Source organism: Enterovibrio nigricans DSM 22720, assembly GCF_900167155.1.
GTDB classification, from domain to species: domain Bacteria; phylum Pseudomonadota; class Gammaproteobacteria; order Enterobacterales; family Vibrionaceae; genus Enterovibrio; species Enterovibrio nigricans.
Genome location: NZ_FUXU01000005.1, coordinates 47811 through 63803, shown reverse-complemented (window position 1 = coordinate 63803; position 15993 = coordinate 47811). Strand labels below are relative to the sequence as shown.

The 15993-nt window shown below is 46.8% G+C and carries 14 protein-coding genes and 1 pseudogene; 2 read left to right on the top strand and 13 right to left on the bottom strand.

Translation table 11 applies throughout. The annotated features are described in order from the left end of the window. Window positions 1-24: 24 nt before the first annotated feature. The 5 genes from proB to B5D35_RS03195 all read right to left on the bottom strand — a co-directional run bounded on the left by proB (window position 25) and on the right by B5D35_RS03195 (window position 5084). Window positions 25-1179, bottom strand: coding sequence for a glutamate 5-kinase (gene proB / locus B5D35_RS03215; protein ID WP_078751168.1), 1155 nt, complete (start codon window positions 1177-1179; stop codon window positions 25-27). 85 nt (window positions 1180-1264) lie between these two features. After that, the gene (gene crl / locus B5D35_RS03210) at window positions 1265-1669 is read right to left on the bottom strand and encodes a sigma factor-binding protein Crl (protein ID WP_078751167.1); all 405 of its coding nucleotides are present in this window, start codon (window positions 1667-1669) and stop codon (window positions 1265-1267) included. Window positions 1670-1876: 207 nt separating this feature from the next. After that, window positions 1877-3130: an esterase FrsA gene (frsA, locus tag B5D35_RS03205; RefSeq protein WP_078751166.1), complete on the bottom strand. Its 1254-nt coding sequence runs from the start codon at window positions 3128-3130 to the stop codon at window positions 1877-1879. A gap of 143 nt (window positions 3131-3273) precedes the next feature. After that, complete coding sequence (gene gpt / locus B5D35_RS03200) at window positions 3274-3732, bottom strand: xanthine phosphoribosyltransferase (protein WP_078751165.1); 459 nt, start codon at window positions 3730-3732, stop codon at window positions 3274-3276. Between the two features lie 65 nt (window positions 3733-3797). Next, complete coding sequence (locus B5D35_RS03195; protein WP_078751164.1) at window positions 3798-5084, bottom strand: NCS2 family permease; 1287 nt, start codon at window positions 5082-5084, stop codon at window positions 3798-3800. 1000 nt (window positions 5085-6084) lie between these two features. On the opposite strand from B5D35_RS03195, the pseudogene B5D35_RS03190 reads away from it, so the two are divergent. After that, window positions 6085-7549 (top strand): annotated as a pseudogene (locus B5D35_RS03190) (aminoacyl-histidine dipeptidase). A 62-nt stretch (window positions 7550-7611) separates the two neighbouring features. Here B5D35_RS03190 and dinB read toward each other — a convergent pair. Then, complete coding sequence (gene dinB / locus B5D35_RS03185; protein WP_078751163.1) at window positions 7612-8670, bottom strand: DNA polymerase IV; 1059 nt, start codon at window positions 8668-8670, stop codon at window positions 7612-7614. Window positions 8671-8800: 130 nt separating this feature from the next. On the opposite strand from dinB, the gene B5D35_RS03180 reads away from it, so the two are divergent. Next, window positions 8801-10021, top strand: a complete 1221-nt coding sequence (locus tag B5D35_RS03180; protein ID WP_078751162.1) for a GGDEF domain-containing response regulator — start codon at window positions 8801-8803, stop codon at window positions 10019-10021. Window positions 10022-10065: 44 nt separating this feature from the next. On the opposite strand, the gene nqrM is transcribed toward B5D35_RS03180, so the two are convergent. The 7 genes from nqrM to B5D35_RS03145 form a co-directional block, all read right to left on the bottom strand. Then, window positions 10066-10287, bottom strand: a complete 222-nt coding sequence (gene nqrM / locus B5D35_RS03175; protein ID WP_078751161.1) for a (Na+)-NQR maturation NqrM — start codon at window positions 10285-10287, stop codon at window positions 10066-10068. Between the two features lie 4 nt (window positions 10288-10291). Continuing rightward, window positions 10292-11311, bottom strand: a complete 1020-nt coding sequence (locus B5D35_RS03170) for an FAD:protein FMN transferase (protein ID WP_078751160.1) — start codon at window positions 11309-11311, stop codon at window positions 10292-10294. A gap of 182 nt (window positions 11312-11493) precedes the next feature. Then, complete coding sequence (gene nqrF / locus B5D35_RS03165) at window positions 11494-12717, bottom strand: NADH:ubiquinone reductase (Na(+)-transporting) subunit F (protein ID WP_078751159.1); 1224 nt, start codon at window positions 12715-12717, stop codon at window positions 11494-11496. A gap of 31 nt (window positions 12718-12748) precedes the next feature. After that, window positions 12749-13345, bottom strand: coding sequence for an NADH:ubiquinone reductase (Na(+)-transporting) subunit E (gene nqrE / locus B5D35_RS03160; RefSeq protein WP_078751158.1), 597 nt, complete (start codon window positions 13343-13345; stop codon window positions 12749-12751). 7 nt (window positions 13346-13352) lie between these two features. Next, window positions 13353-13985, bottom strand: a complete 633-nt coding sequence (locus B5D35_RS03155) for an NADH:ubiquinone reductase (Na(+)-transporting) subunit D (RefSeq protein WP_078751157.1) — start codon at window positions 13983-13985, stop codon at window positions 13353-13355. After that, window positions 13978-14760 carry a Na(+)-translocating NADH-quinone reductase subunit C gene (locus tag B5D35_RS03150; RefSeq protein WP_078751156.1) on the bottom strand — a complete coding sequence of 261 codons (783 nt, stop codon included), beginning with the start codon at window positions 14758-14760 and terminating at the stop codon, window positions 13978-13980. The genes B5D35_RS03155 and B5D35_RS03150 overlap by 8 nt, the downstream gene beginning before the upstream one ends. Continuing rightward, entirely contained in the window at window positions 14747-15991 is a 1245-nt protein-coding gene (locus B5D35_RS03145) for an NADH:ubiquinone reductase (Na(+)-transporting) subunit B (RefSeq protein ID WP_078751155.1), read from the bottom strand. The genes B5D35_RS03150 and B5D35_RS03145 overlap by 14 nt, the downstream gene beginning before the upstream one ends. Window positions 15992-15993 lie beyond the last annotated feature (2 nt).

Sequence of the window (15993 nt, the reverse complement as noted above, 5' to 3'; positions counted from 1 at the left end):
GCTAAGGCGTGCGCCTCAGCCTGATTAATCGATTACGACTAAATCGTCGCAGTGCACCGCCACAGCTCCGTGTGCATAACCCAGAATATCTTGAATGTCCTGGCTATGTCGACCCGCAATGGCACTTAAGTCTTTGCTTGAGTACCGGCAAATACCGCGAGCAAGCAGTTTTCCATCTTTGTTGCAGATACGTGCCACTGCACCACGGTCAAACTGACCGTCTACCGACACAATGCCTTTAGACAGCAAACTGCTGTGACGCTCAACCACAGCTTTCGCAGCACCATCGTCAATGACAATATTTCCTGCAGGAGGAGGCCCTGCCAAAATCCAGCGCTTACGGCTTTCAAGTGGTGACTCCAACGGTAAGAAACGTGTCCCTGCGGGTTTGCCTTCTACCACATGTTGAATCACTTCAGGACGGCTACCTGCTGCAATCGTCACTTCAATCCCAGCACGACGTGCTACGTCTGCTGCTTGAAGTTTGGTTGCCATTCCGCCTGTACCCAAACCACTGACACTACCACCCGCTAATTTATGCAGGGTTTCGTCAATGGTATGAACTTCATGGATCAGCTCTGCATCTGGGTTGCTACGCGGGTCGGCCGTAAAGAGACCGGGTTGGTCAGTCAATAACAGAAGCTTGTCCGCTTCTGCGAGAATAGCTACCAGCGCAGACAAGTTATCGTTGTCACCCACTTTGATTTCAGCGGTTGCAACGGCGTCGTTCTCGTTCACAACAGGGACAATATTATTGTCCAGTAGCGCCTGTAGCATGTCACGCGCATTCAAATAACGCTCACGATCATCCAAATCAGCACGCGTCAGAAGCATCTGACCAATATTGATGCCATAAATAGCAAACAGGCTTTCCCACGCTTGAATAATACGAGACTGCCCTACCGCTGCCAGCATTTGCTTATTCGCGATAGTGTTTGCAATTTGAGGATGATTGAGATGCTCACGACCTGCAGCAATCGCACCAGAGGTGACAATCACGACATGGTGACCTTGACGAATAAGCATGGCGCACTGGCGAACCAGTTCGACCATATGGGCGCGATCCAGTTTCTTAGAACCACCAGTGAGTACGCTAGTACCCAGCTTTACAACGACGGTCTGGCGATCGATTTGACCACCAGACACTTTAATAGATGAATTGTTTTCTTGGCCTGACATGACATTGATAACAAATAAAGCAAATGAGTCTTACTTTTATCAATCTCAGCCCAAGATAACAAGCGAATATAGCGATATTCTTTGGTTATGCAGCCGAGCCCAACTTTGGTTGTTTAAGTGATGGGAGTGCTGAAATCTCTAACGACAGGTCACCTTCGACAAAACCAGTGATTTTTTGATAGAAAGTGTCTAATGACGCCTTCACTTCACTCGCACTCTTGCTAGGCACATTTTCTTCTTTCCACTCGCCAGCAGTATCAAATTTGCCAAATGCGTAGACGTATTCAAACCCACCCTCTTTTGGCGTCAGTTCCATCCACCAGCCCCAAAACTCGCGGCTTTCTGGTGTTTTTTTAGCATTCACACAGGCAGAGAGGCAATCGAAGAAGTAACTCTGTTCCGATGATTTATTCTGGCGAAGATAGGGTCCCAGTTGGGCAAACTTTGTCATGAGTCGGCCATGGGAGATAGATTTAGTTTCGTCAGTCATAGCAAGTTCCCTTAAAACGAATTCCAATGTTGTTATTATTTGTTGCGATGTGTTCTGACGGTGCTCCCGCCCGATTCCATCACCTCATCGTGAGGTTGTTTTTTAATCAGCAAACTTCAAGTGTATAACAACTAAACAAAGGAATTCGTCCTATATCAGAGAGCCTTGACGAATACGAGATAGCGAAAGCAAGTTAAACGATCTTTGTCACAGGGTGTTTGAAAACCACTCCATAGCTTCCAACATAATTCTGTGATAGCCATCGTGTAGCGGCTTATTCGGTAATGTCTTTGCCTTACCACCCTGACTATAGAGAGCCGCCAATTGGTTGTCTGTCTCTGGGCACACAGGATCACCCGACAGGCTCAACGCCAACACAGGAACTTTCGTTCGTCGTCCTGTCAGCAGCCCCTGATTTTTGAGCGACAATGCTTGTAACTGAGTCAGTAACGATGTGCTGGCAACGTGCTTACCCATCCTTGAGGCGATGGTATCAAGATACATAGGTGGAATGTTTTTCTGCTGGTACGCTTCATTCAGCATGGTATGGAGCATACCGCCTACAGAGACACAGGATTTCACATTGTTCTGTTCGACAAATGCCATTCTAACTGCTGCATTCGCGCCCATACGGACGCCAAGACAACCGACGCGATGGTGATCTACCCATGGTACTGTACGTAACTCATGCAGCATGGCTTGGTGCAGCCGACTGCTGTCTTCTGTAAGGCTCCAATGACTGCTTCGTCCTACCGATGGCATATCCAACGTCAACATGGCGATATTGGCGGGAGCAAAATAGGTTTCAAACAGACGCCAAGCATCAATTTGCAAACTGTCTACACCACCACTGACAATGACGGTAGGCAAGGGTTCATTAGTGTGGGGCAAATAGAGAAAACCTTCCAATGGTCTCCCATCTACCTGCGTCACGATGCTTTTCACTTTGTAAGGCAGCTTATCTATCGCATGATGAAACGCTTTGTTTGCTAACGTTTCTGCTTGCGATGATAGAGAATCGCCTTTGAGGTGAGGATACGCTCCGATGCTAAAACAGGTACTCGCCAACAGCCATTTTTTTACTGCCTCTTCTTTTTTACCCGACTCATCCAACTGTTGCGCCACTTTTTGATGGCGCATACCGCATTGCGTCCACTCATACGCCCAGTTTCCAGGACGATAGCCAATCACTGTATCCAACAGCTTTTCGCTACTGCGCTCATTGTTAGATACCGCAATTCGCGCCAGTGTTTCTTCCATTTCAATCGGATCGATCCCTTGCCATATCCACTGTGGGCGGCGAAGAATACGATACCAACTATTGTCACTGTCGCCATCCAACGCATTGTGTATGTTGCTCAAGCCCTGATTGACTGAACCCACAATAGTGGATGTTTCTTTGGCATTTTTGTGTTGTTTGAAGAGTTTAATCGACAGGTTTTCGGATTCGGTTTCGCTCACGATACCTCTCCCAAATATTCAGAAATTACTGGAGGTAGTGTAAACCATCACAGTTAGAAAACCATGACATTACCCCAGAGAAAAAAATTCCCACATGCCTTTGTTCAGACATAAAAAAAGCCCCTTTCGGGGCTTCTAAAATTTTAGCGTTTAGCGACAGGCTCTACGAATGTTACACCCATGTCCCAAGGTTGCTCAATCCAACAATCCTGAGCGATGTCTACTACGTAGTCGTCAACCAGGTGCTTACCCGCAGGTTTCGCACACACGGTTACAAACTTCGCTTTCGGGTACATTTCACGGATCACTTCCGCAGTACCGCCAGTGTCTACCAGATCATCAACAACGATAAAGCCTTCACCGTCGCCGTCAGCTTTCTTCAGGACTTGCATATCACGCTGATGATCATGGTCGTAACTAGCGATACAAACAGTATCTACGTGACGAAGACCCAACTCACGAGCCAGAATTGCTGCTGGAACCAAACCACCACGGCTTACCGCGATAATTCCAGTCCACTGATCAGCAGGAAGCAGCTTCTCTGCCAGCTGGCGGGTATACATTTGCATGTTGTCCCAGGTGATAACAAACTTGTTGCTCATTTAGAAAACCTCAGAGGCGATGGTCGCCAATATAACTCACTCAAAAGATTGCGGCGTATTGTGTCTTACATAACAAATTTCAGCAAGAACATCGCAGAAAGAACCCATACACTGATATGCACGTCACGTCCTTTGCCACTGAATGCCTTGATTGCGCAGTAAGAGATGAAGCCAAGACCGATACCGTGTGCGATTGAGTATGTCAGCGGTGTCAGCAAACATACCACTACGACAGGGGCGGCTTCCGTCAGATCGCGCCAGTTTACGCTCACCAAACCTGACATCATCAGGATAGCAACGTAGAAAAGTGCACCCGCTGTCGCGTATGGAGGCACCATACCCGCCAGAGGTGAGAAGAACAGGGCCAACATAAACATCAAACCCACAACAACCGCGGTCAAACCCGTACGACCACCAGCAGCAACACCCGCAACACTCTCAATATACGAGGTGGTATTCGAGGTACCCAATACAGCACCCACAGTCGTGGCTGTACTGTCTGCTAGCAATGCTTTGTTCAGACGAGGAAGTTTACCTTCTTTGTCCAACAACTCAGCTTTCGTTGCCACACCGACCAAGGTGCCAGCCGTATCAAACAGGTCAACAAACAGGAAAGCAAAGACGACTGAAATCATTGCCACATCAAATGCACCAGACAGGTCCATTTGCATAAATGTTGGCGCAATGCTTGGCGGTGCAGACATAATGCCCGCGTATTGAACGTTACCCGAGATAACAGCAATGCCGGTCACGATCAAAATGGCAATCATTACCGCGCCTTTAATGCCGCGATTAACCAAACCAATGGTTAGGAAGAATCCCAGCGCAGCCATTGCTGGACCAAACGAAGACAAATCGCCCATTGCAACTAGCGTCGCAGGGTTGTCAACAACAATGCCTGAATTTTGCAGTGCAATCAGTGCCAAGAAGATACCGATACCTGCTGAAATGCCCGTGCGCAAAGAAAGGGGAATAGAATTGATGATCAATTCACGGACTTTAAACAAGCTCAGTGCAATAAAGCACAAACCAGACAGGAATACAGCGCCCAACGCAACTTGCCACGAGTAACCCATTTGGAATACAACCGTGTAAGTAAAGAAGGCATTCAGACCCATACCCGGAGCTTGAGCAACGGGGTAGTTAGCAACCAGACCCATGACGAAACAGCCAATAGCCGCAGCTAAACAGGTTGCAACAAACACGGCTCCGCGATCCATACCTGTCTCAGAGAGGATTGCTGGGTTAACAAAAATGATGTAAGCCATCGTCAGAAACGTTGTGAGTCCTGCGATAACCTCGGTGCGTATATCTGTACCTTGCTCTTTTAGTTTAAAAAGACGCTCAAGCATGGCTTTCAATTCCTTGGAAAGAGTGTTTATGGCCAGTCAAAATGACGCAAACGTTTACCACAAACGTTTGCGTGGAAATTCGACGCGAATATTACCCGCCACTTCTCAAAATTTCCAGCGTGAATTGCGTCACGTAAACATCAATTGGTGGTGAATTAAGCGAAGCGTCGTTTGTTCGAGTAATAGCGCACATAGTAGAAGGAATTTCAGCACAATAAATGTACAACTAAAGATTATGAGATCGATATAAAGTAACCTCTCAGTAATTGAGTCGCATTCAAGTTTTCACGAAAAAGAGGCAAAAAAAACGCCACGAAGTCGTGGCGCCAGATGAAACGTTGTATCCAAGTTGGAAACAAATTATCTGTTAGAGTTGGGGTATTACAGTATCGTGCACAAGTACGGTCACTTGCGCTGATAACCAAACGGATTTGGGTATCTGAAATTTGCTGTGAACACAGCACCTTGGTTCCAATAGCTGGACGCTGAACTGCCTTTCATTGTTAAAGTACTCTCTCTCAATACATTCGAATGGATGCGGCTTCTACAAAGCTCGGTTCCTTGGAGACGAATAATATCGGGCTTTTCCTTAAACGAATGAAAGCGCATCCCCTATTCCTGGGTGCGTAGACCTTTCTTCACAGTCCTGACTCAGGACGGTGAGATAATAGCTTTTTCGTTATTTTATTACAATATCTATAGAGATCTACATCACACTTATTGCATGAACAAGGCTGTTTATGTAATAAAATTACATAAAACGTCATCTTAATGCTATGACGGGTTAGCGAACCGTCGGACTCAATCCAAATGATTCATAGACTTCACAGCAGGTGTACGACCTAAAAGCCTCTCTATACAGTTTAAGATTTAGCCACCTATCAGATTTATAGGGATATCCTTTTAACAAGGCATACTTTTCCGTTACAAATTCTGTTAGGTTATCGACGTGCAGCATTTGCTGCACGTCGATTTTTTTTCGTTTTTCTGGAGAGAGCCTGTGTCAGAAATCAGCCAACTGTCACCACAACCCGTGTGGCAATTTTTCGATAAGATTTGTTCGATTCCTCATCCTTCTAAGCATGAAGAAGCATTGGCGCAATACATTATTGATTGGGCAACCAACGAAGGGTTAGCCATTAAACGTGATGATGTCGGCAACGTGATCATCAAAAAGCCAGCCACTGCAGGCATGGAAAACCGTAAAGGTGTCGTGCTGCAGGCTCATATCGACATGGTTCCTCAGAAAAACGAAAACACCGACCATGACTTTGCGACAGATCCTATTCGTCCCTACATCGACGGAGAATGGGTGACCGCTGATGGCACTACCTTAGGTGCAGACAACGGCATGGGCATGGCCGCATGTCTCGCAGTACTGGCATCAAAAGATATCGAACACGGTCCTTTGGAAGTGCTACTGACTATCGATGAAGAAGCGGGTATGACCGGCGCGTTTGGTCTTCAAGAAGGTTGGTTGGTTGGAAGGCGACATCCTGCTGAATACTGACTCTGAGCAAGAAGGCGAAATCTACATGGGCTGCGCAGGCGGCGTAGATTCATCGCTGACTTTCGCCCTTGAACGTGAAACGTTACCAGAGGGTTTGGTCGGTAAGACTCTGCAAATCAAAGGACTGAAAGGTGGTCACTCTGGCTGCGATATTCATACCGGTCGTGCAAACGCAAACAAGCTACTTGGTCGTTTCCTCGCTGGTCATGCTGAAGAACTCGGTATCCGTGTACTTTCTATTCGTGGTGGTTCGCTACGTAATGCAATTCCTCGTGAAGCATTTGCAGATATTGCACTGCCTGCGGAAAATGCAGATAAGCTGGCATCATTGTTCAGCTACTACCAAAACCTGCTGACCGAAGAGTTGGGGGCGATTGAAACGTCTATTGCGCTATCAGTAGCAGACGTAGCAATCAGTGAGCAAGCACTTACCGCGTCAACCCAAGCGCGCATCATTGCAACGATTAACACCTGCCCTAACGGCGTGATTCGCATGAGTGACGACATTGTCGGTGTCGTCGAGACATCGCTAAACCTTGGTGTTATCACAACCGAAGAAAATACCATGACACTGCTGTGCCTGATCCGCTCTCTCGCAGACAGTGGTCGTAGCTACGTGGAAAGCATGCTGTCTTCACTTGGTGAGCTTGCAGGTGCGCAAGTGGCATTCGCGGGTGCTTATCCTGGCTGGAAACCGAACGCAGACTCAGAAATCATGCATGTTTTCCGCAAAACGTACGAAGACATCTATGGTCGCATTCCAAACATCATGGTGATCCACGCAGGCCTTGAATGTGGTCTGTTCAAAGAACCGTATCCAAACATGGATATGATTTCTTTCGGCCCAACGATCAAGTTCCCCCACTCACCCGATGAGAAAGTAAACATTGAAACCGTGGGCTTGTTCTGGGAACAAATGATCGCGATTCTAAAAGCGATCCCAGAAAAAGCATAATTACGCTGTACCAAAGACAAAGAGCACCTTAGGGTGCTCTTTTTGTTTCCGCTACCATCACCTTACCAATTAAAGCTCAGCTGAGACGGTCCATGTTTGTCTTCGGTTTTCAGGCCTACGTTCAACCCTATCAAGCGAACGCCTCTACCTTGCTGTCTTTCCAATGCTTCCCTCAATAATTCGGGAAACATGCTCTCTTCATAACGCCATTGGCGATGCTCAACCGTCGTTTGCTGAAAGTCTGAGAACTTTAGCTTCACGCCTTGTCTGGCAATTTCCATTTCAGGGCAAACTCGTTTGAGTCGTCGCTCCATTTCCTCATACAGCGACGCCATCACTTCAAGGCATTGCGCCTCGGACTGAATGTCTTCAGGTAACGTGCGCTCAACACCCACAGATTTTCGTACCCGATCGGTTTCTACGTTCCTGTCATCAATCCCGTGGCATCGATTCCATAGAGACTGACCGAACTTGCCAAAACGTTGCAGCAAGGTGTTTTTTTCAAAGTTCTGGACGTCCTCACCAACATATAAACCCATTTCGTGGAGCTTGCCCAAGGTGACTTTGCCTACCCCCGGAATTTTTTCCAAGGCCAAAGCTTTGACGAAGTCATCGACATCTTGTGGCGTGACAACATGTATACCGTCAGGCTTATTGATATCAGACGCTACCTTTGCAATAAACTTTACGGGAGCCACCCCTGCAGATGCAGTCAGCCCCAGCTCGGTTTTTATGGCCAAGCGAATATCTTCAGCAATCATGGTTGCAGAACCACGGTAACGTAAGCAGTCACTTACATCCAGATAGGCTTCATCAAGAGACAGCGGTTCTATCTTATCGGTATAGCGTTCAAAAATGGCTCGAATTTGGCGCGAAACTTCCTTGTATTTATCCATGTCACCACGCACTACCGTCAAGTTTGGACACAGTTTTAGTGCATGAGCTGTCGCCATGGCAGAGCGAACACCAAACTTTCTAGCAATGTAATTACATGTCGAAATAACACCACGGCGTTTTTCAGATCCGCCAATAGCGAGGGGGATGTTTCGAAGCTCCGCATTATCTCTCATCTCTACAGCAGCATAAAAACAATCCATGTCAACGTGGATAATCTTTCTCATTGGGTCACAAATAAATACAAATGCACTGTATATAAAAACAGTATGAGTTGAAAAAGTCAAACTTCACAATATTCACCCTAGCATGTCCTATAATTGAGACGCTAAATGCAACAAAGCATAAGGCTTTCTTATGACAAAAACTCGCCAGGTCTTAGTCGTAGAAGATAGTCCGACATTCCAAAGCTATGTCTCCTCTCTTCTTGAAGATGCAGGCTTTGAGCCTGTCATTTTTAGCACCCTTGCTGAAACAAAAGTGTACTTAGAAAAAGAGCCTACGTTTCTTTGTGCTGTTCTCGACTTCTGTTTACCTGATGCCCCTAGAGGCGAAGTCATTGACTATGTACTCACTCACGATCATCGCGTTGTCGTTTTAACCAGTAACGATGATCCAAACATGAGGAAGACCCTGTTTGACAAAGGCATCGTCGACTTCATCCTCAAAGACAGCGCCGTATCTGTGGCTTTTCTCGCCCCTTTACTTAATCGACTGGTTCAAAATACCAACAAGAAAGCCTTAGTCGTTGAAGATTCGGCGTCGATGCGGGCTAGGTTAGTCGATTTGTTGGAGCGCCAGTATTTAACAGTGCTCTCAGCGGAAAATGGATTAGAAGCACTAGAAGTCTGTGATCATGTTGATGATATTAATTTGATCATTACAGACAATGATATGCCCTTTATGAACGGCATAGAGCTCGTTCAGCATCTCAGGCTTGAAAACAGTAGAGACAAATTGTCGATCATTGGTCTTTCCGCATCCTCAAATCCCGAGTTAACGTCTCATTTTCTCAAAGCCGGAGCCAATGATTATTTAAACAAGCCTTTTTGCCAAGAAGAGCTGTACTGCCGCATCCATACTCTTCTTGATATACAAGATGCCAGTGAACAACTTTTCTATTTGGCGAATCGAGATGAATTAACCGGGCTGTGGAACCGTCGATATTTTTTCAATTTTGCCGCTGAAAACCCTAGTCCAAACAAAATGCTGGCCATGATTGATGTTGACCACTTTAAAAAGATCAACGATAGCGTTGGTCATGAAGGTGGCGATCATGTTTTAAAGGAACTTGGTAACCTACTGAAGCTCTCTTTCTCCTCAGCATTGCCAGCAAGGCTTGGAGGAGAGGAGTTTGTTGTCATCTGCACAGGAAACGAAACGGTCTTTGAGCAAGAACTTATCGCGTTCAAAACGTCTGTTGAGCACTTTCAAACTGAATTCGATGGGAATAGCATTACGTTCACAGTGAGCATAGGCGTATCCAGAGGCGACCGCTCACTCTCCTTACTGTTAAAAGAAGCCGACGATAAACTATATCAAGCAAAAAGAAATGGCAGAAACGCATTAGTTATATAAGCAATACAAGCAAAAAAAGACCGCTGAATAGCGGTCTTTTTCTTTTAAAGAATTTGATTCTTTTTCCATTCCTCGGTTTTAGCAGCCCTTGCTTCTCGCTTCTTACGTGCATCACATGGCTCAGGACAATCACATTCCTTTTCTATGCCGACAGCCCCCAGACCGCCACAGCTACCGCTGATGGTTTTACGCTGAATAATGAAGCCGATAGCCATTCCTGCGATAACAAGCAGGAAGACTGAAAACGTTATCAGATATACAGACATCTTTTTACCTTACCGAGAGATATTGTTTAAACGCATCCGATGCGACTTCTTTAAAACCATTATCCGTTTTTACGATGAAAAATGCTGGGATATTTTCACGGTTAGCAACCTTTAGAGCCTTGTCTGCTCCCAACACCATAAATGACGTAGAAAGACCATCTGCTGTCATACATGACGGATCCAGCACAGTTACCGACACCAGACGATGGTTAATCGGTTTAGCCGTTTTAGGGTCAATGGTGTGCGAGTAGCGTACGCCATTCTCTTCAAAATAGTTTCTGTAATCGCCTGACGTTGCAATTGCCATATTACCCGGTGCAATAATTTCCTGAACCGTTTGTTGTTCGTTGGTCGGTTTTTCAATGGCGATACGCCAAGGCTGGCCCTCTGCATTTACGCCTTTCAGCTGTAGCTCTCCGCCAATCTCAACCAAATAATTATGAAGGCCAAGTTCAGACAGATAATTGGCAACAACATCCACCCCAAACCCTTTTGCTATCGAAGACAAATCGACATACAAATCTGGGTTGGTCTTGATCAGGTTATTACCGTCGACACTCAGGTACTCAATACCTGTCATCGCGCGACGGGCGGCTATCTTATCCTCAGAAGGAACACGGTTAGGTCGACCTTCTGGGCCAAAACCCCATAAATTGACCAGAGGACCTACTGTTACGTCCAATGCTCCATCGGACAACTTATTAATGCGGATGGCTTCAGCTACAACCTTCGCTGTATCGGCCGAGACAGACACAGGATCATTGCCTTTGTGTTGATTAAACTGACTCAATTCGGAGTCTTTGCGATACGTCGACATTTGATCATTCACAAGTTCCAATCGCTTGTCGATTTCCGCCTGCACGTCTTTGGATGAGGGCGTGTTCCCATCAGGCATGTATTTGATTGAATAATAGGTACCCATTGTTGAGCCAGTTAAATGCACTTGCTCTGGGGATTTATCACAGCCAGCCAACAGCAAAACGCTGCTCATTAGAAGACCGACTGACAACAGGAATTTTTTCATTACTTCATCCGGTTGATTGTTCAGGGATCAGAGAGAATCACTTTCGACCACAAAGAAGCAGTAACTCTTTGAGAAAACAGTGATTCTGTCTGACCAAATGTTCAAACCACAGATTTCTGTACTTTGAATATAAAATGGCTGACCCAAAGGCCAGCCATTTTTTCTTTCCGACTCAGGCGCGATTAGCCACCGAAGTCATCCAGCAGGATGTTTTCATCTTCAACACCCAAATCTTTCAGCATGCCGATAACAGCCGCATTCATCATTGGAGGTCCACACATGTAGAACTCACAATCTTCTGGTGCATCGTGATCGCGCAAATAGTTCTCATACAGAACATTATGGATAAAGCCAGTGTGGCCTTCCCAATTATCTTCTGGCAGAGGATCTGACAGTGCACAGTGCCATACGAAGTTTTCATTCTCAGCCTGCAGACCGTCGAAATCTTCCACGTAAAACATTTCTCGTTTCGAACGCGCACCGTACCAGAATGACATCTTACGCGTAGACTTCAGACGCTTCAGTTGGTCAAAGATATGCGAGCGCATTGGCGCCATACCAGCACCACCACCAACGAATACCATTTCTGCATCGGTGTCTTTCGCGAAGAACTCACCGAATGGGCCAGAGATAGTACACTTGTCACCTTCTTTCAAAGACCAGATGAACGAAGACATAATGCCTGGAGGCGCATCTGGATTGTTAGGTGGCGGCGTAGCAATACGCACGTTAAGCATAATGATGCCGAACTCTTCAGGGTAGTTCGCCATCGAGTAAGCTCGGATCGTGTCTTCGTTAACCTTAGACTCGAAACGGAACAGGTTAAACTTGTCCCAATCCTCACGATACTCTTCAGGTACATCAAAGTCTGAATACTTAATATGGTGAGCAGGTGCTTCGATCTGGATGTAACCACCCGCACGGAACGGTACTGACTCGCCATCAGGAATTTGCAACTTCAGCTCTTTGATGAAGGTAGCTTTGTTATCATTAGAGATAACAGAACATTCCCACTTCTTCACGCCGAAAATTTCTTCTGGCAGCTCAATGTCCATGTCAGTTTTCATTGCTACCTGACAGGCCAGACGCTCGCCTTCACGCGCTTCACCTTTGCTGATGTGATCAAGCTCTGTTGGCAGAATATCGCCGCCACCAGACTTAATTTTCACTCGGCACTGACCACAAGAGCCACCGCCACCACACGCAGATGATACGAATACACCCGCGCCTGCCAGTGCACCCAGCAGTTTGCCACCTGGCTGTGTGGTGATCGCAAGATTTGGATCGCCATTTACAGAGATGATGATGTCACCTGATGGTACCAGCTTGGATTTGGCGAACAAAATCACCAATACCAAAGCCAATACGATAAGAGTAAACATCACTACACCAAGAATAATGTCCATTGACTATTCCTTAATTCGCGGTTTACCCGACTTACAGTTGAACACCGGAGAAAGACATAAAGCCCAACGCCATCAAACCTACAGTGATAAAGGTAATACCCAAACCACGCAATGCAGGAGGTACATCAGAGTACTTCATTTTTTCACGAATACCTGCCAGCGCAACAATCGCCAGCATCCAGCCCACACCCGAGCCGAAACCGTAAACCACAGACTCTACGAAGTTGTAGTCACGTTGAACCATGAAAGATACGCCACCGAAGATCGCACAGTTAACTGTGATCAGCGGCAGGAAGATACCCAGTGCGTTGTACAGCGGCGGGAAGAAGCGATCCAGAACCATTTCCAGGATCTGTACCAATGCCGCGATAACACCGATGAAAGTGATGAAGTTCAGGAAGGTTAAATCCACGCCCTCAACAATTGCACCGTTTTTCAGTACATAAGTGTAAATCAGGTTGTTAACCGGAACGGCCACAGACAGTACTACGATAACCGCAACACCAAGACCGAAAGAGGTTTTTACTTTCTTAGACACAGCCAAGAAAGTACACATACCTAGGAAGAAAGACAGTGCCAGGTTTTCGATGAAAATCGAACGAACCAGCAGGCTGATGTAATGTTCCATTACGTCCTTACTCCTTCGCTTCTATTTGTTCAGGTTTGAACGTACGTACAATCCAGATCAGGAAGCCGATCAGGAAGAACGCTGACGGAGCCAGCAGCATCAGACCGTTTGGCTGGTACCAACCACCTTCTGAAGTCAGAGGTAGGATAGATACACCAAACAGCTTGCCAGAGCCCAGCAGTTCACGGAAGAAACCAACGGAGATCAGTACGAAGCCGTAGCCCAGACCATTACCGATACCATCGATGAAAGAAGGCAGCGGCGCAGATTTCATTGCGTATGCTTCTGCACGACCCATAACGATACAGTTAGTAATAATCAAGCCAACGAATACAGACAATTGCTTAGAAATGTCGTAAACATAAGCTTTCAGGATCTGGTCAACCACGATTACCAGCGACGCGATAATCGCCATTTGAACGATGATACGTACAGAGTTAGGTATGTGGTTACGAATCGCAGAAACAAACAAGTTTGAGAATGCCGTTACGAACACTACCGCAATGGTCATTACAAATGCTGTTTCCAGCTTGGTGGTTACCGCTAGAGCAGAACACACACCCAGTACCTGTAGGGCAATCGGGTTGTTGTCTAACAGTGGGCCCCACAGATTCTTTTTCAGTTCTTTAGTATCAGCCATTGATCAGCTCTCCCTGTTGAACTTTCTTCAGGAATGGGCCAAACGCGCTGTCGCCGAACCAGAAGTCAAACGTGTGCTGAACACCGTTAGACGTCAAAGTTGCACCAGACAGGCCGTCTACGCCATGAACGTCACCAGGTCGTGCACCGCCTTTAACCACTTTCAGAGCTGGATAACCTTTGTCATCAAACAGCAACTTGTCGTGGAACTTAGCACGCCATTGAGGGTTTTCGACCTCGCCACCTAGCCCCGGTGTTTCACCGTGTTGGTAGTAAGCGATGTCAGCGATGGTGTTGCCGTCTGTATTCAAAGCGACAAACGCATACATCATGCCCCACAGACCACTACCATGAACTGGCAGGATCAGCTTCTCAGTTTGACCTTCGCTGTTTTTCACAAGGTACACTTTAGCAACTTCAGCTAGACGACCAATTTTCGCAACGTCCTGCTCAGCAGTCAGCTTCTCTGACTGAGAAGGGTCTGAAGACGCAATCCGTAGGTCAAAGTTCTTCGCTTCGTCAACCGTACCCACAAAGTCACCTGTTTTCAGGTCAACCAAACGTGGTTCGATGAATTTGTCGAAGGTACCCGTGATGTTGCCTTGTGCATCAATGCCAGCAACAGAAAGGATGTTACGCTGCACGTCCAATACGGCATTTTTCTCTTGCAGTGGACGCAGAGAAACAGCCGCGAAAGAAACCACAACTGAACAAACTAAGCTCAGTGCGATAACTACGGTCAGCGTTTTTTTAATGCTATCGTTATTGCTTGACACGAGCCAGTCTCCGTTTGATGTTGCCCTGAACTACCAGGTTGTCGAACAGCGGTGCAAACAGGTTCGCGAACAGGATAGCCAGCATCATACCCTCAGGGTAAGCTGGGTTAACCACACGAATCATCACTGCCATCGCACCGATCAGGATGCCGTACCACCATTTTGCTTTATTGGTGAATGACGCTGAAACTGGGTCGGTTGCCATGAACATCATACCGAATGCAAAACCACCCAGAACCAGGTGCCAATGCCAAGGCATGCTGAACATTGGGTTGGTGCTTGAACCGATAATGTTAAACAACGTAGCGGTTGCAACCAAACCAATCATGGTACCCACAATGATGCGCCAAGATGCAATTCGCATTGCGACGATCATTGCGCCACCAATCAAGATTGCCAGCGTAGATACTTCACCGATAGAACCAGGGATGTTACCAATGAATGCGTCCATCCAAGAGATAGGAGCGCCCGTAACATTGTTCAGCAAAGCACCCTGACCACCCACAGCCCATTGGCTAAGAGCAGTTGCACCAGAGAAGCCATCCGCAGCGGTCCAAACCAGGTCACCTGAAATCTGTGCAGGGTATGCAAAGAACAGGAAAGCACGGCCAGCAAGTGCCGGGTTCAGGAAGTTACGACCTGTACCACCGAAGATTTCTTTCGCAACGACAACACCAAAGGTAATACCCAAGGCCGCTTGCCACAAAGGAAGTGTAGGTGGGACAATCAGTGCAAACAGGATTGAAGTAACAAAGAAACCTTCGTTAACTTCGTGCTTACGCACCATACAGAACAGCACTTCCCAGAAACCACCAACGAGGAATACCGTTGCGTAGATAGGTAGGAAGTATGTTGCGCCCAGCAACATCATGCTGCCCCAGCCGGCTTCAGCTGAGAGCGAACCGCCCAACATTTCTGTTAGCCAATAATGCCAGTTACCGCCGATAATAGTGGCAAGCTGCTCGCCACTGTACATGACGTTTAACGCAGAAATAGCTTGGTGACCTGTGTTATACATGCCCCAGAACATTGCTGGGAAAACCGCCATCCACACCATGATCATGATGCGCTTCAGGTCGATGCTGTCACGGATGTGCGCACCACGTTTCGTCACTTGACCTGGGGTATAGAGAAGTGTTGCTACTGCTTCATACAGCGCAAACCATTTCTCGTGTTTACCACCTGGTTCAAAGTGATGCTCGATATCTTCAAGGAAATTCTTCAGGCTCATTG

Excerpts from the sequence above, each read along its gene's own strand:
- B5D35_RS03180 (WP_078751162.1), top strand. The coding sequence starts at position 8,801 with ATGACAAAAACTCGCCAGGTCTTAGTCGTAGAAGATAGTCCGACATTC.
- gpt (WP_078751165.1), bottom strand. The coding sequence starts at position 3,732 with ATGAGCAACAAGTTTGTTATCACCTGGGACAACATGCAAATGTATACC.
- nqrE (WP_078751158.1), bottom strand. The coding sequence starts at position 13,345 with ATGGAACATTACATCAGCCTGCTGGTTCGTTCGATTTTCATCGAAAAC.
- B5D35_RS03145 (WP_078751155.1), bottom strand. The coding sequence starts at position 15,991 with ATGAGCCTGAAGAATTTCCTTGAAGATATCGAGCATCACTTTGAACCA.
- B5D35_RS03155 (WP_078751157.1), bottom strand. The coding sequence starts at position 13,985 with ATGGCTGATACTAAAGAACTGAAAAAGAATCTGTGGGGCCCACTGTTA.
- dinB (WP_078751163.1), bottom strand. The coding sequence starts at position 8,670 with ATGAGAAAGATTATCCACGTTGACATGGATTGTTTTTATGCTGCTGTA.
- proB (WP_078751168.1), bottom strand. The coding sequence starts at position 1,179 with ATGTCAGGCCAAGAAAACAATTCATCTATTAAAGTGTCTGGTGGTCAA.
- B5D35_RS03170 (WP_078751160.1), bottom strand. The coding sequence starts at position 11,311 with ATGAAAAAATTCCTGTTGTCAGTCGGTCTTCTAATGAGCAGCGTTTTG.
- nqrM (WP_078751161.1), bottom strand. The coding sequence starts at position 10,287 with ATGTCTGTATATCTGATAACGTTTTCAGTCTTCCTGCTTGTTATCGCA.
- B5D35_RS03195 (WP_078751164.1), bottom strand. The coding sequence starts at position 5,084 with ATGCTTGAGCGTCTTTTTAAACTAAAAGAGCAAGGTACAGATATACGC.
- nqrF (WP_078751159.1), bottom strand. The coding sequence starts at position 12,717 with ATGGACATTATTCTTGGTGTAGTGATGTTTACTCTTATCGTATTGGCT.
- crl (WP_078751167.1), bottom strand. The coding sequence starts at position 1,669 with ATGACTGACGAAACTAAATCTATCTCCCATGGCCGACTCATGACAAAG.